Origin of the sequence: Pseudomonas sp. B21-036 (assembly GCF_024748925.1) — a bacterium.
GTDB lineage: Bacteria > Pseudomonadota > Gammaproteobacteria > Pseudomonadales > Pseudomonadaceae > Aquipseudomonas > Aquipseudomonas palmensis.
In genome coordinates this window covers 1,539,321-1,559,059 of the sequence record NZ_CP087178.1, presented here as the reverse complement: position 1 = coordinate 1,559,059, position 19,739 = coordinate 1,539,321, and the positions used below count along the sequence as shown (strand labels likewise).

The following is a 19,739-nucleotide window of genomic DNA, read 5'->3' as shown; positions in this document are numbered from 1 at the left end:
CAAGCCCGCTCCCACAGGGATTTCACTGCGCCTGCGGGAGCGGGCTTGGCGTTCAGACTTGCCTGAAGGGCAGCGCCGTACGCGCCTCCTCGGCATACCCCAGCACCCCCACCCGCTCCTGCGCCAGAAAGTCCTGCACGGCCGCCTTCAACCCCGGATGCAGCAAGTAATGCCAGGACCGCGTGATCACCGGTTCGAACCCGCGAATCAGCTTGTGCTCGCCCTGCGCCCCGGCATCAAAACGCTGCAACCCTTCGGCAATGGCAACGTCCATGCCCTGATAGAAGCACGTCTCGAAATGCAACCGATCGAACTCCGCCAGGCAGCCCCAATAGCGCCCATACAGGCTGTCACCGCCCACCAGGCTGAACGCCATCGCCACCGCCCGCCCGCCCTGATGCGCCATCACCACGCGGATCGACGCGGGCATGCGTTCGGCCAGCAGGCTGAAAAACGCCCGGGTAAGGTACGGGGCACGGCGGCGCACGGCGTAGGTGTTGGCATAGCATGCGTACACGAAATCCCACTGTGCCTCACTCAGCTCATGACCGTGGTACCACTGAAACTCGATACCCTGCCCCGCCACCTGCTCGCGTTCCTTGCGCATCTGCTTGCGCTTGCGCGAACTGAGGCTGTCGAGAAAATCCTGGAAGTCCCGATAACCCTGGTTGCGCCAGTGAAACTGACACCCCAGGCGCTCCATCCAGCCCCCACGCCCACGCAATACTTCGTCGCTGGCCGGGTCGGTGAAGTTCACGTGCAGGCCCGACAGCCCCTGTTCGAGCAAAGCATCGCTGACGCCGTCGATCAGCTCACCCGCCGCCTGCGCGTCACCCAGCAGGCGCGCGCCGCTGACCGGTGAAAACGGCACCGCGCACAGCAGCTTGGGGTAATAGTCGATACCGGCGCGGTCGCAGGCGTCGGCCCAGCCGTGATCGAACACGTACTCGCCGAACGAATGGGTCTTCACGTAGGCCGGCATGGCCGCCCGCACCTGGCCCTGAGTGTCCGTCAGGACCTGGTGGGCCGGTGCCCAGCCGGTGCGTGGGGTGACGCTGGCGCTGTCTTCCAGGCTGCGCAGGAAGGCATGGCGCAGGAACGGCTGGGCATCCGGCACCAGGGCATCCCAGGTGGCGGCGTCGATATCGGCAAGGTGCGGCAGAATTGAGATGGGCATGCGCGCAGTCTGCCCCCTCGTGCGAGCAAAAAAAAGCCCCGCAGGTGCGGGGCGAAGATCTAACGGATGAAGGAGTGTGTTGCAGGGGTAACGCTTAGAACACGTACTGCGCGCGCATCACGAAACCGTCGCCGCTGTCGTCGCCGGCAGCGTTCTGCGCGTTGTCGGTCTTGGCCTTGACGTACACGCCGCTGAGCTTGATCGACTCGTTGGCGTACCAGTTCACACCCAGGTTGTGCACCTTGGCTTCCACGTCACCGATGTCGGCAAATGCGCCGTTGTTGTCGTCGACGCTCAGGTGGTCGTAGCGGTAGAACACTTCCCACGCACCAATCTGCTTGTTGGAAGGCTTGATGCTGTCGAACTTGCCGAGTTTGTAGCCACGCGCTTCACCGGTGATGGTGTAGGCCACCTGGCCGTAGTAACCCTTGGCCTTGATGTCGGAGAAGGCCGAGTCGTCTGCCTGAACATCACGCTTGATGTACTCGCCCTGCACCGAGAACGGGCCCAGCGCGTAGGCGGCTTCCAGGCCCCAGGCCTTGTCGGTGTCGTAGGCACCGGCCGGGGTGGTGGCGTTGCCGCCCAGCACCAGGCGGTTGCCGTTGTTGCCGGCGTCCTGGCCACCGTCGGTGCTCACCCCACGCATGCCCAGGCGGCTGCGGATACGGCCGTCGAACGCGGTGTCGGAAAGGTCGCGCTGGGCGTAGTTCAGGCCAACGTGCAGTACGTTGCCGGCCTCGTGCATCGGTGCGAACACACCGCGCAGGTTGAACTGCTTGGAGCTGTCGCCGTCCTTGTCCTGGTTGGTGGCGTCCTTGGCGAACAGGCCGGCCGAACCGTACAGCGAGTCACCGGCGTTACCCGATGCCTGGATACCGAAGCCGCCGTTGTGCGAGTTGGTCCAGTCCACCAGGTCGTAGGCAGCGGTTCGCTCCTGGGCAGTCACCCACTTGGAGCTGGTGGCTTTTTCCAGGCCGAACTCGGGGTCGAAGCGACCGACCTTGATCGATACCGGCTTGAAGCCGTTGTAGGCCAGCGACGCTTCGTCGAAGTAACCGTCTTCGGAACGGTTGTCGCCACCGGAGTTATGCGAGAAGTCGTAGGCGATCTGGTAGGCCCAGTCGGTGTACATCACACCGCCCAGTTCCAGGTAGGCACGGCGGAAGTAGCCCGCATCGGCGGTATCGCCGTTCTTGGTGTAGAAACCGTCGAAGCGACTGTAGTCGGCCTGGACCCGGCCACCCAGCTTGAAGCTGAATTCCTTGTCAGCGGTAGCGACCTCCAGGCCACCCTTGGTCTTGACTACGATATCGGCGCCGTCAGTAGTCACGGTGCCCGCGAAAGCCTGGGCGGTAACGGCCATTGCCAAGGCGCTGGCTGCGAAACCTGCGAAGTGCTTACGGATCATCGAAGGAACTCCCCTACGTTCATAACGTTTATGGTCTTGATTACGTTGAAAAAACACGCGGCTCAGGCCACTTGTGCTGGGGACGAATCTTGGCGGGGGGTTATTTCAGATCAGTGGCTGTTAGATAAATATTTAGTGACAGGGGAACTTTTTACTTCGAATGTGAATAAGACAATCTGCCCCGTTGCAGGGCTGGTTGCGGGGTTTCAGCGCGTTGCCCGGCGCTCAGCGGCCAGCCGCGCCGCAAGGGCCTCGGCCCCCTCCACAGGCGCCGGCGGCAGCGCCTTGAGGGTTGCCTGGGCCAGGCGCAACTGCTTGATGAAGCGACGACAATTGCGACAGAACAGCAGGTGCTGGCGCGTCATCAGGCGCTCGCCCAGGGTCAGTTGCCCGTCCAGGTAATCACTGGAGCAGGCGACCAGTTGCTTGCAGGTCAGCATTGGCCGGTGTCCTCGAAATGTTCCAGGGTCGCGAAGACCTTGAGGCGTGCACGGTGCAGCAGCACACGTACATTGGAGAGCGACAGGTCGAGCAGATTACAGATTTCCACCAGTTCGAGGCCCTGGCGCTCACGCAACAACAGCACACTGCTCTGCAGTTGCGACAGGCTGAGCAGGGTGTGCTCCAGGCATTCGCGCAACTGCTCCTGGCTGAGCAGGGCCTCGGGGCTGTCTTCGTGCCAAGCCGAAGGCGCCAGCAGCCAGTGACCGTCGCTGGCGAAACGCGCGTCGTCGATGCTGCCATGGGGGGCCGGCAGGTCGTCGAGCAGCACCTCGCGGCGGTTTTGCCGGTAACGGGTCTTGGCCGTATTGGCGGTGATGGTCAGCAACCAGGTCTTGAGGCTGGAGCGGCGCTGGAAGCCCGCCAGACCGCGTACCGCCGCCAGCCAGGCATCCTGCACCACCTCGTCGGCGCCACGTTCGCCGACGATGGCATAGGCCACCGCGCGCATGGCGCCCTGGCAGGTCTGAACCAGTTCGGCGAACGCGCGCTGCTCTCCCGCCAGCAAGCGGTCGAGCAAGCGCTGTTCGTCAGCCGTCACTGGCGTGGGCGATCAACGTTTGCGCAGGATCACGCTGCCGATCGAGTAGCCGGCACCGAACGAACTGAGCACCCCGAGGGCACCCTTGGGCAGGTCGTCCTGGTGCTTGTGCAGCGCGATCACCGAGCCGGCCGAACTGGTGTTGGCGTAGGTATCGAGAATCACCGGGGCCTCCTCGACCAGCGCGTCGCGGCCCAGCAGCTTCTTGACGATCAGGTGGTTCATGCTCAGGTTGGCCTGGTGCAGCCAGAAGCGCTTGACGTCACTGACGTTGAGGTTGTTTTCGCTCAGGTGCTGGCCGATCAGCTCGGCCACCATCGGGCACACCTCGCGGAACACCTTGCGGCCTTCCTGCACGAACAGCTTGTCCGGCGCACCGATACCCTCTTCCGCCGCGCGGTTGAGGAAGCCGAAGTTGTTGCGGATGTTGTTGGAGAACTGGGTCAGCAGCTTGGTGCTGACGATATCGAACTGGTGCGCCGAGGTAGCGAGGTCGGCACGTTCGACCAGCACCGCCGTGGCGGCGTCGCCGAAGATGAAGTGGCTGTCACGGTCACGGAAGTTCAGGTGGCCGGTGCAGATCTCGGGGCTGATCACCAGCACCGAACGGGCCTGACCCAGTTGCACGCTGTTGCAGGCGACCTGAATGCCGAAGGTCGCCGACGAACACGCCACGTTCATGTCGAAACCGAAACCGGCGATGCCCAAAGCCTGCTGCACTTCGATGGCGATGGCCGGGTAAGGGCGCTGCAGGTTGGAGCAGGCGACGATGACCGCGTCGACATCGGCTGCGGTGCGCCCGGCACGCGCCAGGGCCTGTTCGGCGGCTGCCACGCCCATCTGGCAGAGGATCGACGGCTCGTCGTTGCTGCGCTCCGGCAGGCGCGGCTTCATGCGCTGCGGATCGAGGATGCCGGCCTTGTCCATCACGAAGCGGCTCTTGATGCCCGAGGCCTTCTCGATGAACGCAGCGCTCGACTCGGCCAGTGCCTGCACTTCGCCCCGTTCGATGGCAGCGGCATTGTCGGCGTTGAACTGCTGCACATAGGTGTTGAAAGACTCGACCAGCTCTTCGTTGGAAATGCTGTTGGCCGGGGTGTACAGGCCGGTGCCGCTGATGACGACGTTATGCACGGTCGTTCCTCTGTTCGGGGCCGCTGCCTGCCGGGCAACGGCCTGTTCTGTCGGTCAAATGGCACGAAAGTACCAATTAATACAGGCAATGCACCCGGCAAGCGGGGCAGTACGCTGTGCTGCATTCTGTAGCTACCGTGGCAGGTACCTGACACGGTAGCGAAGTTCGCCAAGTGTGCCACAAGTTCCGGGGATTAGGCTTCCACCAGACTCCATTGCTTGGCCAGGCGCTTGTCGGAAATCGGTACCTTGGTACCCAACTGCTGGGCAAACAGCGACACGCGGTATTCCTCGATCCACCAGCGGTACAGCACCAGTTGCTCGTCGCGCTTGCCCTCCTGGGCATGCTTGTCGGCACGCGCCTTGTACTGTGCCCACAGACCGCTCAGTTCGCCGCTCCACACGCGGTCCTTCTGCACCTGCGAACCGAGTTTTTCCAGACGCAGCTCCACTGCCTTGAGGTAGCGCGGCAGTTCCTTGAGCCAGATGCCCGGGGTTTCCCGCACAAACCCCGCGTACACCAGGTTGGCCAGTTGCTGCTTGATGTCGTTGAGCGCCACGGCCTGGGCCAGGTCGATCTTGCCCTTGAAGCGCTTCTGCAGACCGTGCCAGAGCTTGAGTATCTCGAGGGTCAGGCGGGCCAGGCGCTCGGCGTGATCGGCCCAGTGGCCGCGCTTGCGTTCGGCCAGCGAAGCAAGCCCGGCACCGTCGCGCGGCAGGCTGCTCTCGCCGTCGAGGATGCAGGTATCCAGGCTGGCCAGCAGAATGTCCTCGACCAGCGCATCGACACGCCCCAGCTCGCGGTACAGCAGGCCCAGTTCGGTCAGCCCCGGCAGCTTGCCGCGCAGGAACTTCGCCGGCTCGGCCAGTTGCTGCAGCAGCAGCCGCTGCAAGGCTCGGCGGTGCTGGAACTCGGCTTCGGCCTGGGTCGAGAAGCGCCCTTCCTTGACCGTACCGCCCTCTTCCACCAGCGCCGGGTACACCGTCATAGACAGCCCGGCGATCTTCTGCTGGGCGGTCTGGGCCACCTCGGCAAACACCTTGGCTTGCACCGGCTGCTGGGCCTTGGCCGATTGCGGCACGGCCAGCGCGGCCTGGCTGGCAGCAACGAAGCGCGCCGTCAGCTCGGTCAGGTCGCGGCCTTCACCCAGGAACTTGCCCTGGGCATCGACCACTTCGATGTTCATGCGCAAATGGCCTTCCACCTGCGCAGCCGCCTCGGCCCAGGCCTCGTCGCTGACCCGCGCACCGGTCATGCGCAGCAGTTCGCGGCCCAGCGCCTGGGGCAGCGAGCCGTCGGCGAAGGTCATGCGCTGCAAGGCGGCCTTGACGAAGTCGGGCACCGGCACGAAGTTCTTGCGCAAGGCCTTGGGCAGGTTGCGTACCAGCGCAATGCACTTGGCTTCCAGCAACCCCGGCACCAGCCATTCCAGGCGCTCGCCCGGCAGGCTGGGCAGCAGCGGCGCCGGCACCCTCACGGTAACGCCGTCGCGGGGGTGGTTGGGCTCGAAGTGATAGCTCAGCGCCAGGCTCAGGTCGCCGATGCGCAGGGTATCGGGGTACTGCGTGGCGGTGACTTCACTGGCCTCGCGGGCCAGCACGTCCTCTTCGCGCATGATCAGCAACTGCGGGTCTTTCTGGCTGGTGACGCGGTACCAGCTGTCGAAGGTCGCGGTCTGGTGGATCTCGGCCGGCAGGCGCGCCTCGTAGTAGGCGTACAGGGTCTCTTCATCAGCCAGGATGTCGCGCCGGCGGGCCTTGGCCTCCAGCTCGTCGAGCTGCTCGAGCAGGCGCGTGTTGGCTGCCAGGCACTTGGCCCGCGACTGGATCTCACCGCCCACCAGGGCCTGACGGATAAACAGCTCGCGCGAGGCCTGCGGGTCGATCGGCCCGTAGTGCACCGGGCGCCGGCCGACCACGATCATGCCGTACAGCGTGACCTGCTCGAAGGCCACCACCTGGCCGCGCTTCTTCTCCCAGTGCGGTTCGAAGTGGTTCTTCTTGATCAGGTGCCCGGCCAGCGGCTCGATCCAGTCCGGCTCGATCTTGGCCACCATGCGCGCATACAGCTTGGTGGTCTCGACCAGTTCGGCGGTCATCAGCCATTGCGGGCGTTTCTTGCCCAGGCCCGAGGACGGGTGTACCCAGAAGCGCCGCTGGCGCGCGCCCAGGTAGTCGCCGTCCTCGGTCTTCTGGCCGATCTGGCTGAGCAGCCCGGACAGAATCGCCTTGTGCAGGCGCGGGTAGTCGGCCGGCTCCTTGTTGATGCTCAACTGCAGGTCGCGGCAGATCAGGCTCAGTTGCCGGTGTGCATCGCGCCATTCGCGCAGACGCAGGTAATTCAGGAAATTCTTGCGGCACCAGTTGCGCAGCGGGCTGGCCGTCAGGGCCTGGCGCTGTTCTTCGAAGCCGCGCCACAGGTTGACCAGCGCGGCGAAATCCGAGTCGCTGTCCTTCCACTGCGCATGGGCCTGGTCGGCAGCCTGCTGGCGCTCGGGTGGACGCTCGCGGGGGTCCTGCACCGACAGTGCACTGGCCACGATCAGCAGTTCCTGCAGGCTGCCCTGCTTGGCGCCTTCGAGCAGCATGCGGCCCAGACGCGGGTCCACCGGCAGGCGCGCCAGCTGGCGGCCCAGCGGGGTCAGCTGGTTCTCGCGATTGACTGCCGAGAGTTCCTGCAGCAGGTTGAAGCCGTCGCTGATGGCCTTGCCATCCGGCGGCTCGATGAACGGGAAGGCGTCGATCTCGCCCAGGCGCAGGTGCAGCATCTGCAGGATCACCGCAGCCAGGTTGGTGCGCAGGATCTCGGGGTCGGTAAAGGCGGGCCGACCATTGAAGTCGTCCTCGCTGTACAGGCGCACGCAGATGCCCGGTTCGACCCGCCCGCAACGACCCTTGCGCTGGTTGGCACTGGCCTGGGACACCGCCTCGATGGGCAGGCGCTGCACCTTGGCACGGTAACTGTAGCGGCTGATGCGCGCCGTGCCGCTGTCGATCACGTAGCGGATGCCCGGTACGGTCAGCGAGGTTTCCGCAACGTTGGTGGCCAGCACCACGCGCCGCCCCGGATGGGACTGGAAGATCTTCTGCTGCTCGGCCGGCGACAGCCGTGCATACAGCGGCAGGATTTCGGTGTGGCGTAGCTGTGCCTTGCGCAGCATCTCGGCGGCATCGCGAATTTCGCGCTCGCCGGGCAGGAACACCAGCACGTCGCCCGGGCCCTTGCCGATGCTGCGCTCATGGGCGGCAATCTCGTCGAGGGTGGCCAGGATCGCCTGGTCGACAGTCAGATCGTCCTCGACGCGGTTGCCCTCCTCGTCCTGCTCGCTGGTCAGCGGCCGGTACCAGGTCTCGACCGGGTAGGTACGCCCGGACACCTCGATGATCGGCGCATCGTTGAAGTGCTTGGAAAAGCGCTCCAGGTCGATGGTCGCGGAGGTGATGATGACCTTGAGGTCGGGGCGCCGAGGCAGCAGGGTCTTGAGGTAGCCGAGCAGGAAGTCGATGTTCAGGCTGCGTTCGTGGGCTTCGTCGACGATGATCGTGTCATAGCGTTCCAGAAAGCGGTCGTGCTGGGTTTCGGCCAGCAGGATACCGTCGGTCATCAGCTTGACCAGGGTGTTGGCATCGCTCTGGTCTTCGAAGCGCACCTGGTAGCCGACCAGCGCGCCCAGCGGCGTACCCAGCTCTTCGGCCACGCGGGTGGCCACGCTGCGCGCGGCAATCCGGCGCGGCTGGGTGTGGGCGATCTGGCCATGCTGGCCGCGGCCCAGTTCCAGGCAGATCTTGGGCAACTGGGTGGTCTTGCCCGAGCCGGTTTCGCCCGCGATGATCAGCACCTGGTGGGCGGCCAGCACCTTCTTGATTTCGTCACGCTTGGCCGCGATCGGCAGGCTGTCGTCGTAGCGGATGCGCGGCACGCTGGCCTTGCGCGCGGCGACCTGATCGCAGGAGGCCTGTACCCGGGCGGCCCACTGGGCCAGCTTGGCCTCGTCGGGGCGCTTGCGCAGGTCATGCAGTTGCCGACGCAGCCGATGGCGCTCGGCGATCATGGCGTGGTCAAGGTTTTTCAGCAGTTGCTCGATGGCGGCGTTCTGGTCAGTCATGACGTCTTTTTAATAATGCAGGTGAGCCTGCTTTCACATGATCGGCGTAGTTTGGTCGGGGATTGTCGCAGATTTGCCCTGCCACGGCACGGTTCGCCATGCAGGGCCATTGTTTAGCCATTGATTAACTGAAGGTATACAAAGGCCGATTTAATGAACCTTCCCACGCGTGGGAGTATCCGTGCATGACTTTGCCAGCGTGTACGCCCCGCCCCCTGATGCGCCCTTCGTTCCCGAAGGTGCGGGCGCGCCCCGGTGAAAATCCGCTGTTCAATAGCATCCTCGCGTTCTGGGCCTTGTGGCATTGCCGCCATGCCCGCCCACCAGATACCGCCCTCGCACCCCACTGATACCGCTGGCCCGGTTGCGGCCAACCCTGTCGACCGATCGACGTGCCCACTGGCGCGCGATCCTGTACGCCATCACGGCGTAAGCGAGTGCACCATGCAGTTTGCCCCTGTTTCCGAGGCCGAGGATTTCCTGGCCGCCAACCCCGATATCGAGATGATCGAGTTGTTCATCCTCGACGCCAACGGCGTGCCCCGCGGCAAGCTGCTGCACCGCGAGGAGTTGCTGGCCGTGTATGAAAGCGGGCGGCCGCTACCCAGCACCATCCTCGGCCTGACCCTCAATGGCGACGATGTGGAGAACTCGGGGCTGGTGTGGGACGTGGGCGATATCGACTGCCGCGCATACCCGCTGGCCGGCAGCCTGGTGCGCATGCCGTGGCGGCAGATCCCCACGGCGGCATTGCAGGTGAGCATGCACCCCAGCGAAGGCCTGCCGGCCACCGTCGCCGATCCACGCCAACTGCTGGCCAAGGTGATCGACGCGCTCAAGGCCGATGGCTATGAGCCGGTAATGGCCTGCGAGCTGGAGTTCTACCTGCTCGACCAGAAGCGCGATCACCTGGGCCACCCGCAACCGGCACTGGATACCGACGGCGGTCGCCCCCGCGCTACCCAGGTATACGGCCTGCGCGAGCTGGAGCAGATCGAACCGTTTCTGGCCGACCTGTACAGCGCTTGCAAGGCCCAGGGCATTCCTGCGCGTACCGCGATTTCCGAATACGCCCCCGGCCAGGTGGAGATCACCCTGGAGCACGGCGACGCCTTGCTGGCCATGGACCAGGCGGTGCGCTACAAGCGCCTGGTCAAGGGCGTGGCACACAAGCACGGCATGCAGGCCTGCTTCATGGCCAAGCCGTTCGAGCACCTGGCCGGCACCGGCATGCACATGCACGTGAGCCTGGCCGACGCCGCCGGCCACAACCTGTACGCCAGCGAAGACAAGGCCGGCACGCCCCTGCTGCGCCAGTCGGTGGGCGGCATGTTGGCCATGCTGCTCGACTCGCTGCTGCTGTTCTGCCCCAACGCCAACTCCTATCGCCGCTTCCAGGCCAACAGCTATGCACCGCTGGCGCCGACCTGGGGTGTGGACAACCGTACCGTGAGCCTGCGCGTGCCCGGCGGGCCGGCCAATACCCGACATATCGAACACCGCATCTGCGGCGCCGATGCCAACCCGTACCTGGCAGCCGCAGCCATTCTGGCCAGCATCCACCATGGCATCCGCCAGCAACTGGACCCCGGCGCCCCGGTGCAGGGCAACGGCTACGCCCAGGCCAAGACGCTGCTGCCCACCGACTGGCTGACCTCGCTGACCGCGCTGGAGCGCTCCAGCTGGGCGCGCGAAGCGTTCGGCGAGGCCTTCCTCGGGGTGTACCTGGCGGTCAAGCGCGCCGAGTACCGCCAGTTCATGGCCGAGGTCGGCGAGCAGGACTGGCGCTGGTACCTGACCCAGGCCTGAGCCCCCTATTCTTCAAGGAACACACCCATGAATGCAGCCCTCAACCACGGCACCGCCCAGCGCAGCGCCTCCTACTACACCGCCAGCCTGAACGACACCACCCAGTACTCGACCCTGCAGGGCACGGTCGAGGTCGACGTGGTGATCATCGGTGGCGGCTTCACCGGCGTGGCCAGCGCGGTGGAACTGGCCGAGCGCGGCCTGAAGGTGGCCATCGTCGAAACCAACCGTATCGGCTGGGGCGCCAGCGGGCGCAACGGCGGCCAGGTCACCGGCAGCCTGTCGGGTGACGAGGCCATGCGCAAACAGATGCGCAAGCGCCTGGGCGATGACGTGGACGATTTCATCTGGCAACTGCGCTTTCGCGGCCACGACATCATCCAGCAACGGGTCGAACGCTACGCCATCGACTGCGACCTCAAGCACGGCCACCTGCACGCGGCCATGAAGCCTGCGCACATGACCGAACTGCAGGCCTTCGCCGACGAAGCCCAGCGGCGCGGCATGGGCGAGCAGGTGCAGATGCTCGACCGCGAGGCGGTGCGCCAGCACCTGGACAGCCCGTTGTACCTGGGCGCGCTGAAGAACCTGCGCAACCTGCACCTGCACCCGCTCAACCTGTGCCTGGGCGAGGCGCGGGCAGCGCACCAGCTGGGGGCGCTGATCTTCGAGAACTCCGAAGTGCTGGAGATCGTGCATGGCGACAAACCTGCGGTGGTCACCGCCAAGGGCCGGGTCAACGCACGCCAGGTGATGCTGGCCGGCGACGTGTACCACAAGCTGGAAAAGCCCCAGCTCAAGGGCAAGATCTTCCCGGCCATGGGCGGCATCGTGACCACCACGCCACTGGGCGAGCTGGCCCGCAAGCTAAACCCGCAGGACCTGGCGGTGTACGACTGCCGCTTCGTGCTCGACTATTACCGCATGACCGCAGACGGGCGCCTGCTGTTCGGTGGCGGGGCCAATTATTCGGGACGTGATTCGCGGGATATCGCGGGGGAGCTGCGCCCGTGCATCGAGGCGACCTTTCCGGCGCTCAAGGGCGTGCCGATCGAGTTCCAGTGGAGCTGCGCGATGGGCATCGTGGTCAACCGCATTCCGCAGTTGGGCAAGCTGTCGGACAACGTGTGGTACTGCCAGGGGTATTCGGGGCATGGCATTGCCACCAGCCACATCATGGGCGAGATCATGGCCGAAGCGATCACCGGCACATTGAGCCGATTCGATACCTTTGCCGGCTGCAGCCACATCAAGGTGCCGATGGGCGATGTGCTGGGCAACCCATTGCTGGCGGCGGGGATGTGGTACTACCAGATGCTTGAGAAACTGCGTTGAAAACATCGCGGGTCAAGCCCGCTCCCACAGGGATCACTACTGTCCTTGTGGGAGCGGGCTTGACCCGCGATGAGGCCCGAAGGTTAAACCTCAGGCGATCTTCTTGAGGCCCAGCTTCTTCAACTCTTCATCGCGCAACTCGCGCCGCAGGATCTTGCCCACGTTGGTGGTCGGCAAGGCATCGCGGAACTCGATCAGGCGCGGCACCTTGTACGCCGTGACATTGGCGCGCATGTGCTCCATCACCTGGTCCTTGGTCAGGGTCACACCCGGCCGCGCCACGATGAAGATCTTGATCAGTTCGCCCGATTTCTCGTCCGGCACGCCAATGGCGGCGCACTGCAATACGCCCGGCAGGGTCGCCAGCACGTCTTCGAGTTCGTTCGGGTAAACGTTGAAGCCAGACACCAGAATCATGTCCTTCTTGCGGTCGACGATGCGCATGTAGCCATCGGTCTGGATCACCGCGATATCACCGGTCTTGAGCCAGCCGTCGGCATCCAGGATCTCGGTGGTCGCCTCTTCGCGCTGCCAGTAGCCCTTCATCACCTGCGGGCCCTTGATGCACAGCTCGCCGATCTCGCCCAGCGCCAGCTCCTTGCCATTGTCGTCGATCACCTTGCACAGGGTCGACGGCAGCGGAATGCCGATGGTACCGATCTGGTTGTGCTCGGCCGGGTTGACCGCCGCCACCGGGCTGGTCTCGGTCATGCCGTAGCCTTCGCAGATGGAGCAACCGGTGACGCTCTTCCAGCGTTCGGCCACCGCCACCTGCAGGGCCATGCCGCCCGACAGGGTGAGCTTGAGCCCCGAGAAGTCCATCTTGCGGAAGGTCTCGTTGTTGCACAGGGCCACGAACAGGGTATTCAGGCCGACGAAGCCGGTGAACTTCCACTTGGACAGTTCCTTGACCATCGCCGGCAGGTCGCGCGGGTTGCTGATCAGGATGTTGTGGCTGCCGATCAGCATCATCGCCATGCAATGGAAGGTGAAGGCATAGATGTGGTACAGCGGCAGCGGCGTGATCAGGACCTCGCAGCCCTCGCCCAGGTTCGAGCCCATCAGCGCACGGCATTGCAGCATGTTGGCCACCAGGTTGCGGTGGGTCAGCATCGCACCCTTGGCCACACCCGTGGTGCCACCGGTGTACTGCAGCACGGCGACATCGCCGCTGTCGGGGCTGACTTCGTTGACCGCCTTGCCCTGCCCCTTGGCCAGCGCATCGTTGAACTTGACGGCCTTGGGCAGGTGATAGGCCGGCACCATCTTTTTCACGTACTTGATCACACTATTGATCAGCAGACGCTTGAGCGGTGGCAGCAGGTCGGCCACTTCGGTGACAATGATGTGCTTGACCTGGGTCTTGGGAACGACCTTTTCGGCCAGGTGGGCCATGTTGGCCAGACACACCAACGCCTTGGCACCGGAATCGTTGAACTGGTGTTCCAGCTCCCGCGCGGTGTACAGCGGGTTGGTGTTGACCACGATGAGCCCGGCGCGCATCGCACCGAAGACGGCCACGGGGTATTGCAATACGTTTGGCAGTTGTACCGCGATGCGGTCACCGGGCTGCAGGTCGGTATGCTGCTGCAGGTAGGCGGCAAACGCCCCCGACAGCTCATACAGCTCGCCATAGGTGAGGGTCTTGCCCAGGTTGCTGAACGCCGGCTTGTCGGCGAAACGCTGGCAGGACTGCTTCAATACCGCTTGAATGTTCGGATACTCATCAGGATTGATTTGCGAGGCAACCCCGGCTGGGTACTTATCCTTCCAAAAGTGTTCGATCATGGAAGCCCACTCCTCCAGCAACAGCGAAATCTTCTCCGCAGTCGACGCGATTATTATTGATATGTGATGACGGATTGCTACAAACCGAAGCATCAGAAGCGCGCCGAGAGTAGCAGCTTTGCCAGAGGGCGCCTAGAGCCAAAGTGGGCCGCAAAGTCACATAAATGACTAACGAATACCCAGTAGTCATTTTTAGAGTAAAGGGTCTATTCAGCAAAAGCTTCGCCGGCCAGGCCGGCTCCTACACGGCAAAGTAGGAGCCAGCCTGGCCGGCGAATGGCTTTCAGGCGATATCGCGCAATTCCCGGCGCAGGATCTTGCCCACCGGGGTCATCGGCAGCGAATCGCGCAGCACGATCTGCTTGGGCACCTTGTAGCCGGTGAAGTTGGCCTTGCAGTAGGCCTTGAGCTCCTCGACGCTCACGCCGCCATCGCGTGGCACCACGAACAGTTTCACCGCCTCGCCGGAACGCTCGTCCGGCACTCCGATGGCCGCGCAGTTGGCCACCTTGGGGTGCGCCATCACCACGTCCTCGATCTCGTTGGGGTACACGTTGAAGCCCGACACGATGATCATGTCCTTCTTGCGGTCCACGATGCGCGTGAAGCCGTCCGGGTCGATCACTGCAATATCGCCGGTCTTGAGCCAGCCCTGCGCATCGAGCACCTCGGCGGTGGCGTCCGGACGCTGCCAGTAGCCCTTCATCACCTGCGGCCCCTTGATGCACAGCTCGCCGCGCTCGCCCAGGGCCAGCTCGTTGCCGTCATCATCGATCACCTTGTACGCGGTATCGGGCAGCGGTATGCCGACCGTACCCAGGCGCGCCTGCTGGCCGTAGGGGTTGGTGCTGGCCACCGGCGAGGTTTCGGTCAGGCCATAGCCTTCGACGATGCGACACCCCGTGATGCTCTCCCAGCGCTCGGCAGTGGCCTTGACCAGCGCCGTGCCGCCGGAGTTGGTGACCTTCAGCGAGGAGAAATCCAGGTGCTTGAAATCCGGATTTTCCATCAGTGCCACGAACAGCGTGTTCAGGCCCAGCAATGCCGAGAAGCGCCACTTTTTCAGCTCTTTGACAAAGCCCGGTATGTCGCGCGGGTTGGTGATCAGCACGTTGTGATTGCCGGTGACCATCATGCACATGCAGTTCGCGGTGAAGGCATAGATGTGATACAGCGGCAGCGGCGCGATCATCACCTCCTGGCCTTCCTTGATCATTCTCTGCCCGTCCGGCCCCAGCTGCGAAAAGCACGCCAGCACCTGCAGCATGTTGGCCACCAGGTTGCCGTGGGTGAGCATCGCGCCCTTGGGCAGGCCGGTGGTGCCGCCGGTGTACTGCAGCACCGCCACGTCATCGAGCGTCACCTGCACCGGCTTGAGCGCATGGCCACGGCCCTGGCGCATCACCTGCCGGAACGGCACCGCCTGGGGCAGGTGATACGCCGGCACCATCTTCTTGACCCGTGCCACAACGGTGTTCACCAGCCAGCCCTTGGCCAGCGGCAGCAGGTCGCCCATCTTCGCCTCGATCAGCACCTCGATGCCGGTATCGGGCAGCACCTCCTGCACCAGCTTGCCGAACATGTTCAGGTACACCAGGGCACGGGCGCCGGAGTCCTTGAACTGGTGGCGCATCTCGCGCGCGGTGTACAGCGGGTTGGTGTTGACCACGATCAGCCCGGCGCGCATCGCGCCGAACACGGCAATCGGGTACTGCAGCACGTTGGGCATCTGCACCGCGATGCGATCACCCGGGACCAGGTCGGTGTGCTGTTGCAGGTAGCCGGCAAAGGCTGCGGACTGGCGATCCAGATCGGCGTAGGTCAGGGTGACGCCCAGGTTGGTGAACGCCGGGCGGTCGGCGAAGCGCTTGCAGGAGCGCTCGAACACCTCCAGCACCGACTTGTAGACAGTCAGGTCGATATGTGAGGGCACGCCCGCGGGGCGCTTGTCATTCCAGAAGTCAGCTTGCATTTATTCTTGTCCTCATTCCTGAGCCTGTGGGCTGCCTGCATGCAGAAAATCGCATCGTGTGCCGACGTTAGCAGTTAAGCCGCAGGGGGCAAACATGCCAAGACCTGTCATTAACATTCTGAATCTTGTTGCCATCATCCGTTCAATTACACAAATGGGCTATACACTTGCAGGATCAGCCACTTGCGCAAGGGAACCGCCATGAACCACGACGTGTTCTGGCTGCCGGCCAGCAACCATTGCAGCCTGCATGTGTATCAATGGCTGCCCGCCGCGCCGATCCGGGCCGTGGTGCTGCTGGCCCATGGCATGGCCGAGCATGCCGGGCGCTACCAGCGCCTCGGGCAGGCCCTGAGCGCTGCCGGCTTCGCGCTGTATGCCCACGACCAGCGCGGCCACGGGCGCACCGCCGAACACGGCACCCTGGGGCTGTTCGCAAGCCACCAGGGCTGGGACAGCGTGGTCAACGACCTGGCCAGCCTGGCCCAGCACATCGGCCAGCAGCACCCGGGCGCCCCGCTGTTCCTGTTCGGCCACAGCATGGGCAGCTACATCGTCCAGGCCTACCTGCTGCACCACAGCGCCAGCCTGCAGGGGGCGGTGCTCAGCGGCTCCAACTTCCAGCCACCGGCGCTGTACCGCGCGGCCTGCGTGATCGCCCGCCTCGAAGCCTGGCGCCAGGGCCCGCTGGGACGCAGCGCCCTGATCGACTGGCTGTCGTTCGGTTCGTTCAACAAGGCGTTCAAGCCCAACCGCACGGCCTTCGACTGGCTCAGCCGCGACAGCGCCGAGGTCGACGCCTACGTGGCCGACCCGCTGTGCGGGTTTCGCTGCACCAACCGCCTGTGGGTCGACCTGCTGATGGGCCTGGAACACATCAGCCAGCCGCGGCACCTGGCACAGATCGATCCCAACCTGCCGATCCTGGTGATGGGCGGCGAATGTGATCCGGTGAGCGCCGGCAAGCGTCTGAAGGATCTGGTCGGCGCCCTGCGCCTTGCCGGCAATCAGCGCGTGCAATTGCAGCTCTACCCGCAGGCACGCCATGAACTGCTCAACGAAACCAACCGTGACGAGGTGACGGCGGCGCTCATCGCCTGGCTCGAGCAGGCGCTGACCCAGGGTCGCCCGGCCCGCAGCGAGTGATACAGTACGCACCTTGTCCGAACCTTGAAGGAAACAGCCTGCATGACCCAGGTCACCAACACGCCTTACGAAGCCCTCGAAGTGGGCCAGACCGCCAGCTTCAGCAAGACGGTCGAAGAACGCGACATCCAGCTGTTCGCCGCGATGTCCGGTGACCACAACCCGGTGCACCTGGATGCCGAATTCGCGGCCAGGAGCATGTTCAAGGAACGCATTGCCCACGGCATGTTCAGCGGCGCGCTGATCAGTGCCGCAGTGGCCTGCGAACTGCCCGGCCCCGGCACCATCTACCTGGGCCAGCAGATGAGCTTCCAGAAGCCGGTGAAGATCGGCGACACCCTGACCGTGCGCCTGGAAATCCTCGAGAAGCTGCCCAAGTTCCGCGTGCGCATTGCCACCCGCGTGTTCAACCAGCACGACGAACTGGTGGTGGACGGCGAAGCCGAGATCCTCGCCCCGCGCAAGCAGCAGAGCGTCGACCTGGTGAGCCCGCCGCCGATCACCATCGGCTGATAGCGGCCCATGGCGCTGGTGACCGAGCACCTGCAGGCGGGCGGCCTGGTCGAGGCCTACTGGGTCAGGGCCAGCGCCGCCAGCTTTCCGCGTCATGCCCATGACGAGTATGTGCTGGGCGTTAACCTGAGCGGTTGCGAGCAGATCTGGCTGGACGGACGTGAGCTGCAGGCGGCGCCGGGTCAGGTGACCCTGTACAACCCGCTGGCGGTGCAGGCCTCCACCTTCGACCCGGCAGGCGTGGAGTACATCAGCCTGCACCTGGCACCCGAGGCGATTGCCCGGTTGGTCAGCCAGAACAACCTGAACAGCCCGCTGTTCGAGCAAGGCGTGTTCGACCAGCCTTCGCTGTGCCAGGCTATCGTGGCCTTCGCCCGTGCGCCGGCACACTCCGGCCATCAGGAGGAAGCCTTGTTGGCCCTGCTGGCGCAATGGCTGGAGCAGTCGCCCGGCAGGCCCGGCGAATACAGCCACGCATTGGCCCAGGCACTGCAGTTCATGCGCCAGCACCTGGGGCACAAGCTTGAGCTGGACGAGCTTGCGCAGGTGGCCGGGTTGAGCAAGTACCACTTCGTGCGCAGCTTCAAGAAGGCCACAGGGCTGGCACCGCTGCAGTACCACATGCAACTGCGCCTGATCGAGGCACGCCGTTGCCTGCGCGCCGGCCTGCACCCGCTGGATGTGGCCCAGCTTCTGGGCTTCTACGACCAGAGCCATTTCATCAACAGTTTTCGCCGGGTAATGGGCGCCACGCCCCATCATTACTGGCAGGCGTTCAAGCCTTCATAAAGCAAAAGAGCTGCTGGCGCAGCCCTGACCGGTCAATGCGGCAAAAAGCCTGCCGTCCCGTCCTTGGAACGTTTTGCCGTGCGTTTTTCCTTGGCGGTTTTGGCGGGTTTCTTCTTGACCGATTTTTTCGCATCCAGACCTTTCATGACAGGCCCTCCGCTGAGCGCGACACCTGCTTGCCGGTGACCGACTGATTATAGACCCGCCCCGGCGACCGGCGCGGCGAGGATGAATTCGCGGTAGCCCGATACGATCACGTACACCGCGAAATAGCAGAAGATGCCCGCCGAGGCCAGGTACGACCAGGTCAGCAGACGGTCGCCCAGCAGGCGCCCGCCGTGGCTGGCCAAGGTGCACAGCGACGCGCACCACAGCAGCCCGGCAATGAAGAACCCGCTGAGAAACAACCCGGCCTCGAGCATGCCGCCTGCGCCGGAGCGCGAGATCAGCACCCCGCCGACCGCGGCAAACCACAGGATCGCGCTGGGCGAAGACATGGCCAGAAAGATGCCGCGCAGAAACTCGCGCCAGGGCGATTCGCGCACCACCTGCTGGCTGGTGTCCATATGCGCATTGCCGCGCCAGGCGGCCAGCAGCATCTTCAGTGCAAACCACACCAGCAAAAGCGAACCGCCCACCCACAACACCCAGCGCACGCTGGTGAACTGCAGCAGCACGGTCATGCCGAGCAATGCCGCCACGGCATAGATCAGATCCCCCACACAGGTGCCCAGCCCCAGCCAGAAGCCCTGCAGAAAGCCGCGCTGCATGGCCAGGGTGATCATGGCGATATTGGCCACGCCGATATCCAGGCACAACGACAGGCTGAGAAGAAATCCGTTGGAAAATGGCATGAACGCTCGACTACCGACGATGAAGGGCAGGCGCCATTAGACTCAGTGAGGGAGGGTGGTGTATTGGAAGAAATTGCCGTGCTCAGGCCCGCGCGGCCCGCTCGAAGACCTCATCGGCCCATTGATTGAGACTCTTGCCTGCAGCCTGCGCCGCGATGCTGGCAGCGGCGTGCACCTCTGGCCGGATACGCAGCATCACCTTGCCAGAAGCCGGTTTCTCGGGAGCGATGCCCTGTTCAGCACAATCGGCCAGGTAGTCTTCAAGCGCCAGGCTAAACGCTTCATGCAACGCACTCACGGAGCTTGCGTGAAAACTGATGATGTCTCGAACCCCGAGTACCCGCCCGACGAAGATATCGTCGCGTGCGTCGTATTCGACACGGGCCGAATAGCCCTTGTAAGTCATGCTGCTCATACCTGAACTCCTGCCCGCGAGAGAAATTCACGGGCTTCTTCAACCTGATATCGCTTGGCCTCTTTGCCTGGGTGCGGGCGGTGGCAGCGCCACTGCTGATCGCCCAGCACCAGCTTGAGCCTTGAGCCCTCACGCTCGATGACCCGCCCCCCAAGATGGAGAACCAGCGCTTCAATATCGGAGAAGACCACAGAAGAAAGGGTCGGTATCCAAAAAATGGCATCGAGGGTCTTTCGATATCGATTGTTCAT

Annotated in this window: 16 protein-coding genes; 5 read left to right on the top strand and 11 right to left on the bottom strand. The window is 64.1% G+C overall.

The features are described from left to right. Positions 1 to 52 precede the first annotated feature (52 nt). The 6 genes from LOY33_RS07055 to hrpA form a co-directional block, all read right to left on the bottom strand. Entirely contained in the window at positions 53 to 1,177 is a 1,125-nt protein-coding gene (locus LOY33_RS07055; RefSeq protein WP_258662361.1) for a GNAT family N-acetyltransferase, read from the bottom strand. 94 nt (positions 1,178 to 1,271) lie between these two features. Beyond that, entirely contained in the window at positions 1,272 to 2,585 is a 1,314-nt protein-coding gene (locus LOY33_RS07050) for an OprO/OprP family phosphate-selective porin (RefSeq protein ID WP_043864155.1), read from the bottom strand. Between the two features lie 206 nt (positions 2,586 to 2,791). Continuing rightward, entirely contained in the window at positions 2,792 to 3,025 is a 234-nt protein-coding gene (locus LOY33_RS07045; protein WP_054914943.1) for an anti-sigma factor, read from the bottom strand. Beyond that, complete coding sequence (locus tag LOY33_RS07040) at positions 3,019 to 3,627, bottom strand: RNA polymerase sigma factor (protein WP_043864157.1); 609 nt, start codon at positions 3,625 to 3,627, stop codon at positions 3,019 to 3,021. The genes LOY33_RS07045 and LOY33_RS07040 overlap by 7 nt, the downstream gene beginning before the upstream one ends. Positions 3,628 to 3,639: 12 nt before the next feature. Next, positions 3,640 to 4,761, bottom strand: a complete 1,122-nt coding sequence (locus tag LOY33_RS07035) for a beta-ketoacyl-ACP synthase III (RefSeq protein WP_043864158.1) — start codon at positions 4,759 to 4,761, stop codon at positions 3,640 to 3,642. A 194-nt stretch (positions 4,762 to 4,955) separates the two neighbouring features. Next, positions 4,956 to 8,867, bottom strand: coding sequence for an ATP-dependent RNA helicase HrpA (hrpA, locus tag LOY33_RS07030; RefSeq protein ID WP_258662360.1), 3,912 nt, complete (start codon positions 8,865 to 8,867; stop codon positions 4,956 to 4,958). A gap of 444 nt (positions 8,868 to 9,311) precedes the next feature. Between hrpA and LOY33_RS07025 the strand changes: the two genes are divergently transcribed. Together LOY33_RS07025 and LOY33_RS07020 are read left to right on the top strand one after the other, a co-directional pair. Beyond that, positions 9,312 to 10,676, top strand: coding sequence for a glutamine synthetase family protein (locus tag LOY33_RS07025; RefSeq protein ID WP_088514505.1), 1,365 nt, complete (start codon positions 9,312 to 9,314; stop codon positions 10,674 to 10,676). A gap of 27 nt (positions 10,677 to 10,703) precedes the next feature. Continuing rightward, the gene (locus LOY33_RS07020; RefSeq protein WP_258662359.1) at positions 10,704 to 12,011 is read left to right on the top strand and encodes an FAD-binding oxidoreductase; all 1,308 of its coding nucleotides are present in this window, start codon (positions 10,704 to 10,706) and stop codon (positions 12,009 to 12,011) included. A gap of 90 nt (positions 12,012 to 12,101) precedes the next feature. Here the strand turns inward: LOY33_RS07020 and fadD1 are convergent, their stop codons facing one another. Then, positions 12,102 to 13,799 (bottom strand): long-chain-fatty-acid--CoA ligase FadD1, encoded by a 1,698-nt coding sequence (gene fadD1 / locus LOY33_RS07015; protein WP_043864162.1) that lies wholly within the window; start codon positions 13,797 to 13,799, stop codon positions 12,102 to 12,104. Between the two features lie 283 nt (positions 13,800 to 14,082). Then, a complete protein-coding gene (gene fadD2, locus LOY33_RS07010; protein WP_058541533.1) occupies positions 14,083 to 15,771 on the bottom strand; it encodes a long-chain-fatty-acid--CoA ligase FadD2 in 1,689 nt (562 codons plus the stop codon). 201 nt (positions 15,772 to 15,972) lie between these two features. Between fadD2 and LOY33_RS07005 the strand changes: the two genes are divergently transcribed. From LOY33_RS07005 to LOY33_RS06995, 3 genes are read left to right on the top strand one after another with little or no spacing between them, the layout of a single operon-like run. Next, positions 15,973 to 16,917: an alpha/beta hydrolase gene (locus tag LOY33_RS07005; RefSeq protein ID WP_054914948.1), complete on the top strand. Its 945-nt coding sequence runs from the start codon at positions 15,973 to 15,975 to the stop codon at positions 16,915 to 16,917. A gap of 42 nt (positions 16,918 to 16,959) precedes the next feature. Continuing rightward, positions 16,960 to 17,430, top strand: a complete 471-nt coding sequence (locus LOY33_RS07000) for a MaoC family dehydratase (RefSeq protein ID WP_043864165.1) — start codon at positions 16,960 to 16,962, stop codon at positions 17,428 to 17,430. 9 nt (positions 17,431 to 17,439) lie between these two features. Then, positions 17,440 to 18,219 (top strand): AraC family transcriptional regulator, encoded by a 780-nt coding sequence (locus LOY33_RS06995; protein ID WP_078481628.1) that lies wholly within the window; start codon positions 17,440 to 17,442, stop codon positions 18,217 to 18,219. Between the two features lie 194 nt (positions 18,220 to 18,413). On the opposite strand, the gene LOY33_RS06990 is transcribed toward LOY33_RS06995, so the two are convergent. The 3 genes from LOY33_RS06990 to LOY33_RS06980 form a co-directional block, all read right to left on the bottom strand. Beyond that, positions 18,414 to 19,073 (bottom strand): LysE family translocator, encoded by a 660-nt coding sequence (locus tag LOY33_RS06990; protein WP_078481629.1) that lies wholly within the window; start codon positions 19,071 to 19,073, stop codon positions 18,414 to 18,416. Between the two features lie 82 nt (positions 19,074 to 19,155). Beyond that, complete coding sequence (locus LOY33_RS06985) at positions 19,156 to 19,488, bottom strand: type II toxin-antitoxin system HicB family antitoxin (protein WP_043864168.1); 333 nt, start codon at positions 19,486 to 19,488, stop codon at positions 19,156 to 19,158. Next, positions 19,485 to 19,739, bottom strand: coding sequence for a type II toxin-antitoxin system HicA family toxin (locus tag LOY33_RS06980; RefSeq protein ID WP_258662358.1), 255 nt, complete (start codon positions 19,737 to 19,739; stop codon positions 19,485 to 19,487). Before LOY33_RS06980 ends, LOY33_RS06985 begins: the two co-directional genes overlap by 4 nt.